Here is a 16,617-nt window from a genome sequence, read left to right as displayed (position 1 = left end):
AATTCAGAAGTCCTTTTGACTTTTTTTTAACAAAAAAATAATTAAATATTTCCTTAGAGCTGGGAATAATCCTGATTTTTTGACTATTTTTTGTTACAATGAGAATGCGAAACTTTTTAGTGAAGGGACTAGAGGTATGAAGAAAAACTCATTTATAGATAAAATAAAAAAAACAGATGCCGCAGCAAAGAGTCAACGAGGTAGAAAGCCACATATTCCTTTTCGATTGAACTTATTATTTTTTGTGATATTCACTTTATTTGTTTCATTAATTGTTCGTTTAGGGTATTTACAGATTGTAGAAGGAGAAGAGTTTAACAAAAAAATCACTGCCAATTCTTCACTACAAATCACGACACCATCCCCTCGAGGACAAATTTATGATTCACAAGGAAAAGTCTTGGTTTCTAACAAAGCCAATTTAGCAATCACTTACACACGAGGAAAAAATATTGAAGGAAAAGATATTTTACCGATTGCGAATAAAGTTAACGAACTTATTAACGTTCCAGTTGATCCAAACTTAACGGATCGTGACAAAAAAGATTATTGGTTAGCGAATCCTGAAAATTTAAAAGCAGCCCAAGCCCGTTTAACCGATCAAGATAAAGAAGATGAAAAAGGCAACAAAATTACGGACGAAGGCACATTATATGCCAAAGCAGTTGAAAAAGTCACCCCTGAAGAAATTGCGTTTGATGACCGAACCTTACAAGCAGTAACGATTTTTAAACGAATGAATGCAGCGTCACAAATGAACACGGTCTTCATCAAGAATGAAGGTGTGACAGAAGGTGAAATTGCGACAATTGGTGAACACACAGCGGAAATATCTGGTGTTTCAACAGGGACTGATTGGACGCGTGATTATTCTCAAAGTGGCGCATTACGTAGCCTGTTGGGCACCGTTTCAACTGAAAAACAAGGATTGCCAGCCGAAGAAGTCGATGAATATTTGAAAAAAGGCTATGCACGAAATGACCGTGTTGGAACTAGCTATTTAGAAAAACAATATGAAGACGTTCTACAAGGTAAAAAAGCAAAATCAGAAGTCGTTTTAGACAATAACGGAAATATTGTTTCACAAACCCCAATTTCCAAAGGGGAAAAAGGTTCCAACTTAAAATTAACGATTGATTCAAATTTCCAAAACAAAGTTGATGAAATTTTACAACGAAACTATTCACAAATAGTCAAAACCATTGGACCATACTCAGAAAATGCATATGTCGTTGCTATGAACCCTCAAACAGGTGCTATTTTAGCGATGTCAGGATTTCATCATGATTTAGCAACTGGAGAAGTCACACCTAATCCTTTAGCACCTATTTTGAATTCTGAAGTTCCTGGATCAGTTGTGAAAGCAGGTACTTTAACAGCCGGTTATGAAACAGGCGTCATTAAAGGCAATGATGTTTTAACAGATGAAGCTATTTTACTAGCAGGTAGTAATCCAAAAGCTTCTTGGTGGAATGCTTCTGGCGGAACAACCATGCAATTAACTGCGGAGCAAGCGTTAGAATATTCTTCGAATGCTTATATGATGAAATTAGTCTTTAAAATGATGGGTGTGAATTATTATCCCAATATGATTTTCCCTTATGAAGTAGGAGATGACACTGTCTTTAAAGAATTAAGAAAAGCTTTTGCAGAATATGGTATGGGAACGAAAACTGGAATTGATATACCAGGAGAAACAACAGGAATTCAAAACAAGGACTTTAAGGATTCGTCATCTGCGCCACAAGGCGGTAATCTTCTTGACCTATCTTTTGGACAATATGATACCTATAGCGCGTTACAATTAGCACAGTACGTTTCCACTGTCGCAAATAATGGTATCCGCGTGCAACCCCATGTGGTAGAAGGAATCTATGGCAATGATGAAAATGGAGCTTTAGGAAAAATTTTAAAAGAAATTGAACCAAAAGTTTTGAATAAGGTGAATATTTCTGAAGACCAGATAGGAATTCTTCAACAAGGTTTCTATAATGTAGTAAATGGAACTAGTCCTTTTACAACTGCACGTGGTTTAAAATCAGACAAGTTTTCGATTGCTGCTAAAACAGGGACCGCCGAAACGCAAGCAACAGATGCTAATGGAGTAAACCATACAACGGTTAATAGTAACTTGGTGGCTTATGCGCCGTACGAAAATCCTGAAATTGCAATTAGCGTTGTTTTACCACACTTAAATGATGAATCTTCCAAACCAAATCAAACGATTGCCAAAGAAGTTTTAGAAGCGTATATGGAAATGTACAAAAAATAAAATTTGTAAAGTAGAACTACTTTACAAATTTGCCCAAAAGGGTAGTCAAATGACAAAAAAAATGGTATGATATTCAAGTCTAAGAAATCTCTTGGAAAGATCAATTATTAGTAGGAGGGGAAAACATGCGCGTAAACATCACTTTAGAGTGTACTTCTTGTAAAGAACGTAACTACTTAACAAATAAAAATAAACGTAACAATCCTGATCGTTTAGAAAAACAAAAATATTGCCCGCGTGAAAGAAAAGTTACTTTACACCGTGAAACTAAATAATTTAGTTAGATAGAGCCTAGAATCCTTGTTGTGTAAGGGTCTAGGCTTTTTATCTATTGATTCATTACATGTTCATTTGTAGATGGAATGTAGAGGGAGGATTACCCAAGTTTGGCTGAAGGGGACGGTCTCGAAAACCGTTAGGCGAGTAACATCGTGCAAGGGTTCGAATCCCTTATCCTCCGTACCGAGAAGCAGTTGAGTTATTCGTTGCAAATAAAACGACAGAGACGTACACTTAAAGTAGAAAAATACTTAAGAAGAGGTGTCTATTATGTCAAACTATGAAGAAAAAGAAGCGCAAGCATTAGTAAAAATTGCTGACGTTTTGAACAAATTGGATGCAAGTTTAGAAGAGTTGGGCTCGCTAGATGAGGATACAAAAAAACATAGTATGAAGAGATGGATTGTTGAAAAAAAAGCCATTCATGAGATTAAAAAAATTGCACACGAAGCTGGTAAGTATGATAAGTATGATGAAAAAGAATTAGAAAAAGAAATGGATCTGTTGGAAAAGTTTATGTAAAAAAGCGCTAGCTTTTGTTCAACAGTTATTTAATTTTGAGCCTAGAATTAATCGTTTTGATTTTTTCTAGGCTTATTTTTTATGAAGTAAGCAAATCGTATCGGGAGAGGTATTGAATTAAGAAATAAAGCATGTATTGATTCAGAAAAAAAGTTGTAGTAAAATGTTCGTCACAACTACTTTTCTTATGATTTCATAGAAGGAAAAGTTGGAATAATGAATTGAGAAGAGTCGATTTTTAGGAGATGATTTTAGGTGACTTTTTATCAATTATTGCAGTTAGATCCATTTATTTTAAAACAAAAAATTCATCAAGCGGACACTAAAAAACAGCGGAGATATTTTTGGCGCGCCTTGTTAATAAGGGATATTTTATTAGTTTCGTTTGCGATTTTATGGGTGTCGACGATTACTTTTTTCTTTGGAAAAGCTGTAGCGCCTTTTTCAATTGTATTATTTTGTTTGCTGTTGAGTATCCGTTTCGTCTCATATGGCTACAGGGAAAAACAGGCCTTGCTTAGTTTAGGAATCGTGTTAACAATTCTAGGTGTTAGTCCACTAATTTCACTGATTTCTGTATCATTTTTACAATGGGGTCTTCATTTTATCTGCTTGCTGGCATTGTTTTTCTTAACTGGTAAAAACCCTAAAATGGGTAATCCGGGCTTGTATACGTTCTCCTACTTATATTTAGTTGGCACGGTTCACTATCAATCGTTTCAGCAATTAGAACAAACTTTCTTTGTATTAGTGTTTGCTTATCTACTTTTAGCTTTTGTTTATCATGTGAAACATAAAAAATTGGATCAAGAGATTACTTTTATACAGATGGTTACAGAAAATGGTTTTTTTAATCAAAGAAATATTTGGTTTGGTTATTACGCTTTAGGCATTAGCTTATTACTTTTTATAGGAACGCACCTTCAGATTGACCGCTTTATGTGGGCAACATTTGCTAGTTCGTCATTATTTTCTGGGTATGATACGTTTAAATTGTCTGAACGAGCAAAAGAACGAATAATAGGGGTCGTTATTGGTTCTCTAGTATCGGCTATCTTGTTATTTTATATACCAACGAACCTACTTGGTATTTTAGGAGGACTTTGTTTAGGCTTATGCACATCTTATAAAAGTAAAACGATTTTTAATTGTGTTGGTGCTATCATGGCAGCTTCTATGATATTTGGGCTAGAAACAAGTCTTTACTTAAGAATTTTGTTAAATATGTTGGGGCTAGCTTACGGTTTGCTTTATCATTTTGTCTTTGTAAAAACTATGTCCTATTGCAATCGCAAAGAGTGGCTGAAATTGTCTGAATAAAAGGAGCCTAACATTCTTTCTTGAAAGAATGTTAGGCTCCTTTTATTTTTAAATAGAATCATTGACTATATTTTTGGTAAATAAGAGTTTAAAAATGGCAGAAGCTGGTTACTAATTTGGCTACCAAATGGCTATACAGGATAGTATAGGTAAGGATAGTATAGGTAAGGATAAAGTAGGATATAAACAAATGAATTCAGTGAACACAAGTTACGTAGTAAAATTGTATTTTTGGAAGATAAGTAGAAGTAACTTCATATTGGGAATTTATTGGGAAATTTTAGTATAGTCAACATGATAAATTAGTAGTATAAAGAATCGCTGAAAATGAATTATCAACACTATAGATGCTTGTTTATATAGCTAAGTTTTCAAAAATAGAATGTTCAATATTTTTAAATCAAGTTAAGTATATTTAAGTGGAAAAACAGAATCGCTTAAATCTAAGAAAAAGAATAAGTTTTGTCATTATAGATCGCTTAAGGAGTGGTCTATTTTTGTATATAAAATAATCTAGGAGGTGGACAGTTATTGATAAATGGGAAAAATAGGAGAGGTACAAACGAATAAGTTAGATTTTGAAAATGAATGTGATCAAAAATAAGAGTAGATGGATAAAAGGAATACATGGAGGATGAACATACTATTTCTATTATCTGTAAAAGTTCTACAAATAAAATATTAAGTGGTTAGAGGAGAGGTACAATGAAAGCTGGAATAAAAAAACATATTCGACAATTATTATGGGATTATCAACATATTGAAAAAAAATTACAAGAGTACGAGGATGTTATGTTAATGAATCGTAATCCTTTTTTAGAATACCCTGTAGAGCAACCAACTGAAAAAATAACTATCAGTCAAATTGCATTTCATAAATTATTTTTACAAACGGTAGAAGATATCTTAGCTGATTCTACAAGGGATGTACAGGATATCTTTTTAGTGAAATATAAAAATGGTTATCCATATAAAAAGAATGAATTTGTTGCTTGTGAGACGTTTTTGAGCGAGTCTACAATTGCTCGACGAGATACAGAATTTATCCATGAAATTGCTTATCGACTGGGTTGGTACGAAATTTGACAAAACGAAACAGGTCAATTCAACTATACTAGGTTCATGAACATATGTTCTCCGTGGACGCACGGAATAATGATTTAAGGAGGTAAATATAAGTGGTAAAAACAATTGGAGAAGTACGGAGTTATCTAGATAGTCTTATTGGAACAATAACTATTGATAAGTCAGACCGTTCTCTTGATGGCCAATGCGTAAGTTTAATTAAGAATTTACTAGAATTTCTCGGAGCGCCTAATCCATATGCTGCAAGAGGACATGCAAAAGACATTCCGTCTACGTATGTTCCTCAAGGTATTGCGAAAACAGGCTCAGGAACACTAAATATAGCAGTTAATCGCTACGGCGGTAGCGGATACGGACATGTTTGGGTAAAAATTGGTTCTGATAGTTGGCAAGCAAATTGGGCCGGCAGACACGTAAAGAAAAATGTTGGCGAAGATCCTATTACAGACATTTTAAATTTAGATCAATGGATTTCAACAGGTAGTAATCCGATTGATGAAGAAAAAGCTACGACCTTAGGATCAAATGGAGAAGCGCTAATTAAAAAATTTGAAGGTTGTCGACTTACAGCCTATGATCTTGGTGATGGCATGATTACTATTGGTTGGGGGCACGCTGAACCAAAAGGACAAACAAGTTTAATCCCAGGAGTAACTAGATGGTCACAAGCGCAAGCAGATAGTCAGTTTTGGAAAGATATAAAAGTTTATGAAAGTGCAGTAAATAGCTACTTTATCCGTTCTTTTAATCAAAATCAATTTGACGCAATGGTAAGTTTTACTTATAACAATGGTACGGGAGTATTTGCAAATTGGAATTGGGATAGAAATGCTTCTAATAGCTATATCACTGAATCATTTGCAAATTATATTAATAAAGGAACTGAATATGAGGAAGGACTGCGGCGACGTCGTCAAGAAGAAATTAACTTATTTAATACACCAGTGAGTAATGAAGATTCTAGTTCGATACTAAATACAGAGGAGGAAGACGAAATGATTAAATTAACAGTTGTAGAAGGACTATATAAGGGAACAAAAGGCTATCTATATAATGGTCGATTTATCGTAGGTGGAAATACGGGAGACTATAACATTGTTTATCAAAAATTAAGATTGATGGAATCACAAGGTAAAATTAAACCAATCAATGATGATATTAATACTGCTGAATACGAAAAATTAATTAACATTTTCCCATCTTACAAAAATTCTAAATAATTGAGTAAAACAATTTTGATAAAGTTATTTAAGTTCTATTCAACAAATTTACTTAAGTTGTAATTTAAGTTTTTTTAAGTACAATATCTTGTGCGCGCTGGCTTATTATTCAATTTTTTTATGGTCGATGTATTTTCTAAATAGTATATTGTAATTAATAGACGGCAATGCCTCCATTTCCGAAAGCACAGTTATGCTCGGATATGGGGGCTCTTTTTTTTGAGGAAAAAGAATGGATGAACTATCGTATTTAAGTTGACAAGCAAAGTTTGACTCATTTTTTTTCCGTAGGTATGAAAGTAGGTAAGTGTGATGTAAATAAACTTGAACATATTAATTACTAAAGGTTAAAGGAGTTTACTAGACTAATATCTAAAATAAAAAAAGACGTTGCCCTGATTGGCGAAAATGAAGTCGATTTCTAGGACATAATACTTATAATTTCGCTAGGAGAAGTGAAGAATATATATCTGAAGAAAATTCATTTGAAAGAGAAGCTGAATAGTGTGAAACGGTAGCTGAATTTTCTGATGATAATAGAACTGCTATATTATAGTAGTTTCGAAAACAAAAGAATATAGGAATAGAATAAAATGGTCAATTTTGAATGCATAGTCTGTAAAAGAAATTTTAAGATTATTTAACTGAGCAAAATACAATGCCATTAAAATCTTGAATAAAATTAAGGTGCACGCAAATACAAAAAAATGATTGGTACATAGTAAACGTAAATATCAGTAACAAAAATCCAAATGATTAGAAAATTTTTTAGAACGAAGTAAAATTGTTCACTAAATAATTGACTGGTTGGAAAAACGTTTGGAATAATGATTAAAGCCCTTTTTTAAATAAATGAATGACTAGACTAAAATCATATAGTTACTATATCTCGAAAAGTTATACTATTAATAAATGAAAAATACTAATTCACTGTACAAAATGAATATTTTTTGATTGAAAAATATCATTTAAGTAGTTTGAAATATATAAATAACTTATCTTTACTTAATTTTTATCCAGCCTATCTCTCAACCCCAGCCAACCACTCGCTGATAACAAGTACCAAAACGGCATAAACTGGATTAGATAGCGAGAGCGGCCGCCTTCAAAGAGCAATAAATACAGAATAGCTCCAATGAAAGCTAATTTTAAAATCGCGTAGTTATTTTTTGAATCTTTTAGAGGGATACTGAACAATAAACCTAGTAATGTGAGTAAATAGAAAAAATGCATATAAATTCGTAGATAGTTACTTTTGGGATTTTGCGGATAATACAGTGACCGCAAGTGTTCTTGCCAACGATTTTTAGAAGGTGTTTCTGGGATTAAATCACCGCCATCCCAACCCCAGTCAAAATCACCATTGGCAGTATTATGACGATTTTTTTGAGCCAGAAAACGGAGATAACCGAAGAATCCTTTATTTTTTAAACGGTCTTGAATCATTTTTATGGTATAAGCTTTTTTGGCTTCTTGTGTAGGCAACTGATTTACTGCTTGTGTATCTGCATCATTGTAACCGCCAGTTCCCGTCAAACCCATCATTACAAAAAGTGTCCAAGGTTTGGCTTGTTCTTTATCGATTTCCGTAATCGTTTGTTTTTCCACAAAAAATTGAAAACTATAATATGCGCTGGCGAAACCAGTCAGTAAAAAGAGAGAAACCACGGTTAATTTTACGATAGACTGTTTGTTCCGATTTACTAAAAGAAGTTGCAGCACTTTTATACAACTAAATGCAATAAAAAAGATAATAGACGAAGGTTTCATTAAGAAACACCAAGCTAAGCCAATTCCAATAAACAGTAATAAACAATATTTTACGAAGGGATGGGAAACTTGGTCAAAAAGGCTATATGCAAAAAAGATTAGGTTGATGAATAATAAGACGGCCGTATCTGTATAAGGCGTGAGTAACCATGGAGACAATCCGAAAGAAAGAAAAAATAAACTGTAAGCAACGAATGCCGTTAATGGATTAAAGACACGTTTAGAGGCATGATAAAAGAGAAGTAAACTGCTATTAATAAACAAGCAATTAACCACTTGCCAACTAAACCAAGTATTGCTCCAGCTCCCTGTTACATCAATGAAACGCAAAAATTTATTAAGGTAATACATCATGAAAAAGAAAAATTCGTTATTGGGGTTTAAAGAAAGTACGATTTTTGAATAATCCTTATTTTCAGTGGTAATACTATGAAAGTTGTCAAAAACATCCCAACCAATCGGCACAGTAATCTGCCTCAGGAGTAAAAGTTGCAGTAAAAATAAACTGATCAAACTACCAATAATAACCACACGATCATGGGTTTTTATTAAGTGCCAGAGCGCTTGAATCTTAGTGTAAAGAAATTTTTTGTTTTTATAAATAATCAACAATAGAATAATTAATAGAAGAAGTAAAACAAGCAAGTGCTTAGGCTTTTCCCAAAGAATTTTTACCAGCGAATAGGGAGAGTTAATTGCGCCGTAAAAGACAAATAAAATAAAAAAACTAAAAATATAATTTTCTAGATTCAGAATCCGTTTAAAAGTAGCCATATTTTCTCCTTCCATTTTTTTAGCTAGACTAGTTCTTATTTTATCATAAAGATTTTAAAATAAGAAAAAAGCCCTTCTTTTAAAAGAAAGGCTTAAAACTTTTCCTTACTTCACTTCTTTGTAACGGAAGAAGAAGCGTAAGACGCTATTTTGGCTAGTTGTTGTTAGTTTATCTGTCGGTAAGACTGTTAGTAAGAAGAAAAACAGACTAATCACAAGAGTGAAAAATAAGAAGACGGGACTGCCACCTGTTATCACAGTATCTGTTTGAACATCATATTTCAGTGTTGACATAACAGAGAAAACTTGTGTATAGCTACAGGCAATAGAAAGTAGATATAAAACAAGCACGCCCCAACCTGTCATCCCAGCATCACGATACCGACGGACACACATTGCCCACGTTGGTAATAATAAAGCTAACCATAAAACAAGTGCAAAAAGCATCAACGGTAATAAGTTTCCAAAATCATAGGTTTCAAAATATTCAGCTGCTAAAATTGCTGACACGGCTTTGCCGACAATGGCAATATAAAAAATAAGTGCTAAAATGCTTAATACCAATGTCATCCACCAATAACCAGCACGTGTGGTCCGACCTTTAAAATCAACATATCCACGAAAATAATCTTTAAAAGCTTGTCCAAATGTTACTTTACCTTTTTCCTCAATTTTAACCATAAAAACACCCCTTTGTATTTAATAAAATGATTATAACGGAAAGTAATAAAATAGGAAAATGCGAATTCGCATATTTTGTGATTTTTTTGATAAATCATATAAAGAGCAGGTTTTATCAAAAAACGGTAAAATAAGAGAAGATATTTTATAATGGAGGAATCATGAATGAAAATCAGTATTAGACATCGCTACATAGCAAAAATTCCAGCATTAGAAGTGACAACAGAAGAGCAAAAAAACGAAGCATTACCTTTAATTGTTTACTATCATGGTTGGCAATCAGCTAAAGAATTATCTTTAACACAAGCAAGAAAATTAGCACACGAGGGGTTTCGGGTCATTTTACCAGATGCCATGAACCATGGAGAAAGAAAAACAGGACCTATTTCCACGATTCCTTCGATTACATTTTGGAGTAGCATTCAATATAATTTAATTGAATTTCCAGTAATTATCCATCATTTTCATAAATTAGGGTTGATTAAAGAAAATTGGATTGGCGTAGGTGGTGTATCCATGGGCGGTATTACTACTAGCGCTCTTATGACCCAACATCCTGAGATTCAAGCTGCTGCTTGCTTAATGGGAACACCCTATCCGGCGCGCTATATTCAGCGAGTGATTCAACGGGCGAAAGAATTTGCTATTTTTGTACCTAAAGACTTGCCACTGTTGCTAAGTTGGGTACATCAATACGATTTATCACAAACGCCAGAAAGACTACAAGAACGACCGATGCTGTTTTGGCATGGAACGGAAGATGAAAAAATTCCCTATGAAGACATGGCTGATTTTGAACAATTAGTGTCTGGGAAAACGTATGCGAGAAATACGCAATTTATAACGGAAATCGGTGAGCGGCATTTAGTGAAAGGAGAAACAATGGATTTGGTTGTTGACTTTTTTAAAGAAGCGTCAAAAACGTTAGAAAAATAACGGAATTTTTCAAAGAGAAAAGGGGAATCAGCTTGTTTTTTAAGAACACTTTCTATAAACTTAACAGAAAAGGGGTTGAAGGTGTACATGGAGAAAAACAAGTTGAGAAAAGTGGGCTTAACTGCCCTAGAATGGCTAAAACAACATCCAGAAATTAAACAACATAAAGAATCAAGTCTCTATGAACAGTTGTTTGCTAGTCAGCAATGGCAACAAGCACAAACAATCGGAATGATTCGGTCGTTACCGCTAGAATTATCAACACAGTCAATTTTCGAGCGGGCCATGCAAGAGAGCAAGCAAGTGGCGGTGCCGCGAACATTTAAAGGAGGCAAAATGCACTTTTATCAAGTCTTTCCAGAGACGGTTTATGACACCAGTGCATTTGGCGTGGAAGAACCTCCGTTAACAGCGGCAGAAATAACAGCTACAGCGATTGATTTATTGATTGTGCCAGGGATTGTTTTCAATCGTGCTGGCTATCGAATAGGCTTCGGCGGTGGTTTTTATGATCGTTATTTGGAACATTTTTCGGGCCATTCATGTAGTTTAGTTTTTAGTGAACAACTCCATGAGCAATGGCAACCAGAAGCGTTTGATCAGCCAATCGAACAATTATTTATACAATAGGAGGAATGGAATGAATTATCAAACAGAAATGAAATTGAAACGGCTAAAAAATCAGCCGTTCATTACGTATGCCCTTTTAGGTATTTCAATCATTGTTTTCCTTGGATTGGAATTAACTGGAGGATCAGAAAATATTTTAAACTTAGTTAATTGGGGGGCAATGGTTCGTCCACTGGTAGCTCAAAATCATGAATACTGGCGGTTTATCACGCCAATGTTTCTTCACATTGGGTTTATGCATATTATTTTGAATATGGTTACTCTTTATTATATCGGCGCACAGGTTGAGGCAATTTATGGGCATTGGCGCTATTTGGGAATTTATTTATTGAGTGGGATTGCTGGAAATATCGCCAGTTTTGCCTTTGGGACACCCAACAGTGTCTCAGCGGGTGCTAGTACAGCGCTTTTTGGTTTGTTTGGCGCATTTGTTATTTTAGGACGCCATTTTAGAGACAATCCAGCGATTATGTATATGGTGCAACGCTATTCAATGTTTATTGTGATTAATTTGTTATTTAACTTGTTTAGTAGCTCTGTAGATATGATGGGTCATGTTGGCGGTCTAATCGGTGGACTATTAGTCGCGACGGCTTTTGCTGTTCCAAATCGTGAAGAAGCATTTAATAAGCACGAGCGAATTATGGCCACGTTAATTTTTATTTTTCTTGTCGTAATTTGTCTGTTATTGGGTTTTAAAAAATACGGTTTACCTGTATAATAAGGAAGTGTTTTCGTATGGAAACGTTATATGATGTACAACAACTTTTTAAACAGTTTGGGATGTATATTTATGTCGGTGCACGGATTTATGATATTGAGTTAATGATGATTGAATTAAAAAAATTGTATGAGGGTCAATTGGTAGACCGAGATACGTATTTACAGGCCCGGCATATTTTGCAAAGAGAGCATCGAATAGAAGAATCTAGAGGGAAGCAGAAAGGAATCGACTAAATGGATAAGAAGATTATTGGGATTGATTTAGGTGGAACGACCATCAAATTTGCTATTTTAACAACCGATGGCGTTGTTCAACAAAAATGGAGTATTGAAACGAATATTTTAGAAGATGGCAAGCATATTGTGCCATCAATTATTGAAAGTATTCGTCACCGTATAGATCTTTATAATATGAAAAAAGAAGATTTTGTGGGAATTGGTATGGGAACACCAGGAAGTGTCGACATTGAAAAAGGAACTGTTGTAGGTGCCTATAATTTAAACTGGACGACTGTACAGCCTGTCAAAGAACAAATCGAATCTGCTTTAGGAATTCCGTTTGCATTAGATAATGATGCCAATGTTGCCGCTTTAGGTGAGCGTTGGAAGGGCGCGGGGGAAAACAATCCCGACGTGATTTTTATTACTTTAGGAACAGGTGTTGGCGGAGGCATTGTTGCAGCGGGAGAATTGCTCCACGGTGTTGCTGGCTGTGCTGGTGAAGTTGGGCATGTGACGGTTGATCCTAACGGCTTTGACTGTACCTGTGGGAAACGTGGCTGTTTAGAAACTGTTTCTAGCGCCACTGGTGTCGTTCGTGTTGCACGTCATTTATCAGAAGAGTTTGCAGGTGACTCTGAACTGAAACAAGCGATTGATGATGGACAAGATGTTTCGAGTAAAGATGTTTTTGAATTTGCTGAAAAAGGCGATCATTTTGCTTTAATGGTTGTGGATCGTGTTTGTTTCTATTTAGGCTTAGCCACAGGAAACTTAGGTAACACGTTAAATCCAGATAGCGTGGTTATCGGTGGAGGTGTTTCTGCAGCAGGAGAATTTTTACGTAGTCGTGTAGAAAAATATTTCCAAGAATTTACCTTCCCGCAAGTTCGAAATAGTACAAAAATCAAATTAGCAGAGCTAGGTAATGAGGCCGGCGTCATTGGTGCCGCTTCACTAGCATTACAATTTTCAAAAGAGAAATAGAGAGGGCTTTTTAGAATGAGTATTTTATGGGTAATCAATGGTATTTTGCTAGTTATTGTACTAGCGATGGTATTCAATGAATTATATTTGAAAATTATGGTGAAACGTTCAGCAAAAATGCTGACGGAAGAAGAATTTAAAGAAACAATGCGTAAAGCACAAGTGATTGACGTTCGCGAGAAAGATACATTTGATGCTGGGCATATTTTAGGGGCGCGCAGCATGCCATACAGCATGTTAAAAACAACAATTGGTTCTCTTCGTAAGGATCAACCTGTTTATCTTTATGATCAGAAGAAAGCTTTAAGTATCCGAGCAGCTAATTTATTACGCAAAAATGGCTATACTGATATTTATATTTTAAAAGGCGGCTATGATGGCTGGACTGGGAAAGTGAAAAAGAGAAATAGTTAATAACAAAAAGAGTTGGTCTTCATTGAGACCAACTCTTTTTGTATAGGAAAGTTTAATAGAGATGCTGCTTTTTGTCAGTCCTCACTTTTTGAGCTACAATAAAGAGAAGAGGTGAAGGCAGATGATTCAAATCAAGCGAGCATATGAAGCACCGACAGAGCAAGATGGCTACCGTGTTTTAGTTGACCGTATTTGGCCACGAGGAAAATCCAAGGAATCTGAAAAGTTAGATGAATGGCTCAAAGAAGTGGCCCCAAGTACAGAGCTACGGAAATGGTTTAATCATGAAGTAAATAAATATCCCGAGTTTAAACAAAAATACCAAGAAGAATTGAAACATGAGCCAACTGCCACAGCGTTTAAGCAGTTACAGACGATTGTAAAAAATCAGCCAGTAGTCACGCTGGTCTATGGGGCGAAAGATACAGTGCATAATCAAGCGGTTGTCTTAAAAGAATTATTAGAAAAATAGAGTAGGTGATTGGATGAAAATTGCAATTGTAGGTGCTGGACCCAGAGGCTTATCAGCTGCAGAACGAGTCATTGAATGGGCTCGTAAAACGGAAATAAATGTTCAGCTCACGTTGTTTGATCCATACGGTCCAGGTGGGAAAATTTGGCGAGCAGAGCAACCTAATTATTTATTAATGAACACCGTGATTAGCCAAGTCACTTTATTTACAGATGAATCTTTTAGTGGCGAAGGACCAATTGTCAAGGGCCCCACTCTCTATGAATGGACCCAAGCAGAAGCTGCGCAGTACATTCAACAGCAACAACCCTATAATTATCTTGAGTTGTTGAAAGAATGTCATCGCCTTGGACCGAATGATCACTGCTCGAGGGCTTTTTATGGCATGTACCAAAAATGGTTTTATACGTATTTAGCCACGCGGTGTAACGAACAAACATCGCTGACGTTTTTTAAAGAGCCAGTAACTGCTGTGCGGGCAGGAGAGAATAACTATTATGTGTACACCCAATCCATTGAGTTTACGGCAGACAAAGTAATTTTAGCTTTGGGTCACCAAGAAAATGAATTAACGACTGTTGAACAAGAGCTTGCGGACTACGCCAAGGAGCATCGTTTGTTTTATTCTTCTCCTAAAAATGCGGCGGATGCTTTATTGGCACTTGCCAATATACCCGCAAAACAACCCGTTGTGTTAAAAGGCTTAGGTTTGGCATTTTTTGACTATTTATCTGCCTTGACGATTGGCCGCGGGGGTGTTTTTTCTCGTCAAAATGGCCGCTTACGTTATGAACCTTCTGGAAGAGAGCCTATTATTATTGCTGGTTCTGGTCGCGGTTTTCCTTCTCATCCTCGAGGGATTAATCAAAAAGGCTACGGGGAAGCCTATCAGCCTGTTTTTTTAACCGAAACGTATTTAGCTGAATGTCGTAAAAAAATACAGGTTACAGGCGCAGAGTTTTTTGGGTATTTAAAAAAAGAAGTGGAATATGTGTATTACACTTGTTTAATCGAAGAAAAATATCCGCATCTTTCTAAAGAGGCCTTTCAACAGCTGTTTATTCAAACCAAGGGAGCGCCGGAAAGCTTAGCCCACTTTGAAAAACAAGATTGGTTTGATTGGCAAGCGTTAGAACATCCTGAAACAAAGAAAACCACTCATGAAAGTTTTCGTTCGTTTTTACTAGAGTATTTAAAATGGGATATTCAAGAAGCAGAGAAAGGCAATCTTAGCGGTCCTTTGACCACTGCTTTAGACAGTTTAAAAGATTTAAGAGATCAGATTCGCTTTGTTTTGGATGAAGGATTATTAACGAATGACGAGAGTCAAAAGTGGTTGTGGCATTGGTTTACCCCATTGAATACCTTTTTGTCAGTGGGACCTTCTGTTGAAAGAACAGAAGAGCTACAGGCGTTAGTTGAACTGGGATTGGTCACGATTCTGGGGCCAGAAATGCGTGTCGAAATGAAAGCGGGTCAATTTATTACTTATGCTAATTTGTTTCCGGAAAATCGGTATAATAGTCACTTTTTAATTGAAGCACGCATTCCCAAAGTTAATAATGAAAAAAGTTTGAATCCTTTAACGAGGCAGTTGTTAGCCGATAAGCTAGCTACGCTCCATCAACTGGCATTAGCTGATGGTCAAATAGTCAAAACAGGTGCACTCTTGATTGTGCCTGCCACGAATCAAGTCATCACAAAAGATGGGCAGGTGGCGACAGGCCTTTTTAGTTGTGGTATTCCAACAGAAGGGATTCATTGGTTAACAGCCGCTGCAGCTCGTCCTGGTGTGGATCCTTGGAATATGCGTGATATGGATCGGATTGCTGCTACTATTTTTAATAGTTAAGAAAAATAGTCAGCTCCTTTGGTAAAAAAGAAAGCATAACAAGTGGTCATCCATCAAAGCGATGGATGACCACTTGTTATGCTTAAGAAAATCAACAGAGCCAGAAGCGCTCCTGTTGATTTCTTGGCGTTAGATTTTTTATCTCAACGTCACAGCTATTTTTTAACGTGCAATACGCTTACGCATCGCTTTTTTACGGTTTTCTTCAATCATATCTTCTTTTTCTTCAATTGGATCAATGACTGTTTTTTTAATAGTTGTAGCCACACCGGCTAAAGCAGCAACTGTGATAGCAGTACCGACTAACATACCTGATACAAATTTTTTCATCGTTCATTCCTTCTTTCAAATTGTATTTGTTTCTATTATGACGGAAAAAAGCAAAAAAATCCAATAGTTACAATGATTTTTCATAAACTCTACGACTAATTTAGAGATTTGTTAAAATTTACCAAGTCTT

17 protein-coding genes, 1 tRNA gene and 1 pseudogene are annotated in these 16,617 nt (G+C 35.5%); 15 read left to right on the top strand and 4 right to left on the bottom strand.

All coding sequences use genetic code 11. The features are described 5' to 3' along the window. Positions 1-136: 136 nt before the first annotated feature. The 7 genes from IGK70_RS11435 to IGK70_RS11405 all read left to right on the top strand — a co-directional run bounded on the left by IGK70_RS11435 (position 137) and on the right by IGK70_RS11405 (position 6,699). Positions 137-2,272, top strand: a complete 2,136-nt coding sequence (locus tag IGK70_RS11435; protein WP_104855684.1) for a peptidoglycan D,D-transpeptidase FtsI family protein — start codon at positions 137-139, stop codon at positions 2,270-2,272. A 125-nt stretch (positions 2,273-2,397) separates the two neighbouring features. Next, complete coding sequence (rpmG, locus tag IGK70_RS11430) at positions 2,398-2,547, top strand: 50S ribosomal protein L33 (RefSeq protein ID WP_002356321.1); 150 nt, start codon at positions 2,398-2,400, stop codon at positions 2,545-2,547. 95 nt (positions 2,548-2,642) lie between these two features. Beyond that, positions 2,643-2,732, top strand: a tRNA-Ser gene (locus tag IGK70_RS11425). Positions 2,733-2,821: 89 nt separating this feature from the next. Further along, positions 2,822-3,073, top strand: coding sequence for a hypothetical protein (locus IGK70_RS11420; protein ID WP_002393583.1), 252 nt, complete (start codon positions 2,822-2,824; stop codon positions 3,071-3,073). A 255-nt stretch (positions 3,074-3,328) separates the two neighbouring features. Continuing rightward, on the top strand, positions 3,329-4,393 hold the full coding sequence (locus IGK70_RS11415) for an FUSC family protein (RefSeq protein ID WP_002362350.1): 1,065 nt from the start codon (positions 3,329-3,331) through the stop codon (positions 4,391-4,393). 705 nt (positions 4,394-5,098) lie between these two features. Continuing rightward, positions 5,099-5,479 carry a hypothetical protein gene (locus tag IGK70_RS11410; RefSeq protein ID WP_002362349.1) on the top strand — a complete coding sequence of 127 codons (381 nt, stop codon included), beginning with the start codon at positions 5,099-5,101 and terminating at the stop codon, positions 5,477-5,479. 92 nt (positions 5,480-5,571) lie between these two features. Continuing rightward, positions 5,572-6,699: a lysozyme gene (locus IGK70_RS11405; protein WP_104855921.1), complete on the top strand. Its 1,128-nt coding sequence runs from the start codon at positions 5,572-5,574 to the stop codon at positions 6,697-6,699. 572 nt (positions 6,700-7,271) lie between these two features. Here the strand turns inward: IGK70_RS11405 and IGK70_RS11400 are convergent. The 3 genes and pseudogenes from IGK70_RS11400 to IGK70_RS11390 all read right to left on the bottom strand — a co-directional run. Then, positions 7,272-7,452 (bottom strand): annotated as a pseudogene (locus IGK70_RS11400) (glucosyltransferase domain-containing protein); the annotation flags it as partial. 252 nt (positions 7,453-7,704) lie between these two features. Further along, positions 7,705-9,258 (bottom strand): hypothetical protein, encoded by a 1,554-nt coding sequence (locus IGK70_RS11395; protein ID WP_162783030.1) that lies wholly within the window; start codon positions 9,256-9,258, stop codon positions 7,705-7,707. A 90-nt stretch (positions 9,259-9,348) separates the two neighbouring features. Next, the gene (locus IGK70_RS11390; RefSeq protein WP_002356327.1) at positions 9,349-9,924 is read right to left on the bottom strand and encodes a DUF805 domain-containing protein; all 576 of its coding nucleotides are present in this window, start codon (positions 9,922-9,924) and stop codon (positions 9,349-9,351) included. A gap of 165 nt (positions 9,925-10,089) precedes the next feature. Between IGK70_RS11390 and IGK70_RS11385 the strand changes: the two genes are divergently transcribed. The 8 genes from IGK70_RS11385 to IGK70_RS11350 all read left to right on the top strand — a co-directional run bounded on the left by IGK70_RS11385 (position 10,090) and on the right by IGK70_RS11350 (position 16,157). Next, a complete protein-coding gene (locus IGK70_RS11385) occupies positions 10,090-10,860 on the top strand; it encodes an alpha/beta fold hydrolase (RefSeq protein ID WP_002356329.1) in 771 nt (256 codons plus the stop codon). A gap of 87 nt (positions 10,861-10,947) precedes the next feature. Beyond that, positions 10,948-11,490, top strand: a complete 543-nt coding sequence (locus IGK70_RS11380) for a 5-formyltetrahydrofolate cyclo-ligase (RefSeq protein ID WP_438775264.1) — start codon at positions 10,948-10,950, stop codon at positions 11,488-11,490. Positions 11,491-11,500: 10 nt separating this feature from the next. Beyond that, positions 11,501-12,211, top strand: coding sequence for a rhomboid family intramembrane serine protease (locus IGK70_RS11375; RefSeq protein WP_002362481.1), 711 nt, complete (start codon positions 11,501-11,503; stop codon positions 12,209-12,211). Between the two features lie 17 nt (positions 12,212-12,228). Then, the gene (locus IGK70_RS11370; RefSeq protein ID WP_002356332.1) at positions 12,229-12,447 is read left to right on the top strand and encodes a YqgQ family protein; all 219 of its coding nucleotides are present in this window, start codon (positions 12,229-12,231) and stop codon (positions 12,445-12,447) included. After that, the gene (locus IGK70_RS11365; protein WP_002356333.1) at positions 12,448-13,419 is read left to right on the top strand and encodes an ROK family glucokinase; all 972 of its coding nucleotides are present in this window, start codon (positions 12,448-12,450) and stop codon (positions 13,417-13,419) included. Between the two features lie 15 nt (positions 13,420-13,434). Further along, positions 13,435-13,833 carry a rhodanese-like domain-containing protein gene (locus IGK70_RS11360; RefSeq protein ID WP_002356334.1) on the top strand — a complete coding sequence of 133 codons (399 nt, stop codon included), beginning with the start codon at positions 13,435-13,437 and terminating at the stop codon, positions 13,831-13,833. A 121-nt stretch (positions 13,834-13,954) separates the two neighbouring features. Further along, positions 13,955-14,305: a DUF488 domain-containing protein gene (locus IGK70_RS11355; protein WP_002365077.1), complete on the top strand. Its 351-nt coding sequence runs from the start codon at positions 13,955-13,957 to the stop codon at positions 14,303-14,305. A gap of 13 nt (positions 14,306-14,318) precedes the next feature. Beyond that, positions 14,319-16,157: an FAD/NAD(P)-binding protein gene (locus IGK70_RS11350; protein WP_104874271.1), complete on the top strand. Its 1,839-nt coding sequence runs from the start codon at positions 14,319-14,321 to the stop codon at positions 16,155-16,157. Between the two features lie 162 nt (positions 16,158-16,319). On the opposite strand, the gene IGK70_RS11345 is transcribed toward IGK70_RS11350, so the two are convergent. Continuing rightward, entirely contained in the window at positions 16,320-16,487 is a 168-nt protein-coding gene (locus IGK70_RS11345) for a DUF3042 family protein (RefSeq protein ID WP_002356337.1), read from the bottom strand. Positions 16,488-16,617 lie beyond the last annotated feature (130 nt).

It is taken from the genome of Enterococcus sp. DIV0358 (assembly GCF_051713465.1).
Taxonomy (GTDB): domain Bacteria; phylum Bacillota; class Bacilli; order Lactobacillales; family Enterococcaceae; genus Enterococcus; species Enterococcus faecalis.
The sequence above is the reverse complement of the archived record's forward strand: the minus strand, read 5'-3'. Positions and strand labels throughout refer to the sequence as shown.

Coding starts and splice junctions, on each gene's coding strand:
- IGK70_RS11435 (WP_104855684.1), top strand. CDS start 137: ATGAAGAAAAACTCATTTATAGATAAAATAAAAAAAACAGATGCCGCA.
- rpmG (WP_002356321.1), top strand. CDS start 2,398: ATGCGCGTAAACATCACTTTAGAGTGTACTTCTTGTAAAGAACGTAAC.
- IGK70_RS11420 (WP_002393583.1), top strand. CDS start 2,822: ATGTCAAACTATGAAGAAAAAGAAGCGCAAGCATTAGTAAAAATTGCT.
- IGK70_RS11410 (WP_002362349.1), top strand. CDS start 5,099: ATGAAAGCTGGAATAAAAAAACATATTCGACAATTATTATGGGATTAT.
- IGK70_RS11395 (WP_162783030.1), bottom strand. CDS start 9,258: ATGGAAGGAGAAAATATGGCTACTTTTAAACGGATTCTGAATCTAGAA.
- IGK70_RS11390 (WP_002356327.1), bottom strand. CDS start 9,924: ATGGTTAAAATTGAGGAAAAAGGTAAAGTAACATTTGGACAAGCTTTT.
- IGK70_RS11385 (WP_002356329.1), top strand. CDS start 10,090: ATGAAAATCAGTATTAGACATCGCTACATAGCAAAAATTCCAGCATTA.
- IGK70_RS11380 (WP_438775264.1), top strand. CDS start 10,948: ATGGAGAAAAACAAGTTGAGAAAAGTGGGCTTAACTGCCCTAGAATGG.
- IGK70_RS11375 (WP_002362481.1), top strand. CDS start 11,501: ATGAATTATCAAACAGAAATGAAATTGAAACGGCTAAAAAATCAGCCG.
- IGK70_RS11370 (WP_002356332.1), top strand. CDS start 12,229: ATGGAAACGTTATATGATGTACAACAACTTTTTAAACAGTTTGGGATG.
- IGK70_RS11365 (WP_002356333.1), top strand. CDS start 12,448: ATGGATAAGAAGATTATTGGGATTGATTTAGGTGGAACGACCATCAAA.
- IGK70_RS11360 (WP_002356334.1), top strand. CDS start 13,435: ATGAGTATTTTATGGGTAATCAATGGTATTTTGCTAGTTATTGTACTA.
- IGK70_RS11355 (WP_002365077.1), top strand. CDS start 13,955: ATGATTCAAATCAAGCGAGCATATGAAGCACCGACAGAGCAAGATGGC.
- IGK70_RS11350 (WP_104874271.1), top strand. CDS start 14,319: ATGAAAATTGCAATTGTAGGTGCTGGACCCAGAGGCTTATCAGCTGCA.
- IGK70_RS11345 (WP_002356337.1), bottom strand. CDS start 16,487: ATGAAAAAATTTGTATCAGGTATGTTAGTCGGTACTGCTATCACAGTT.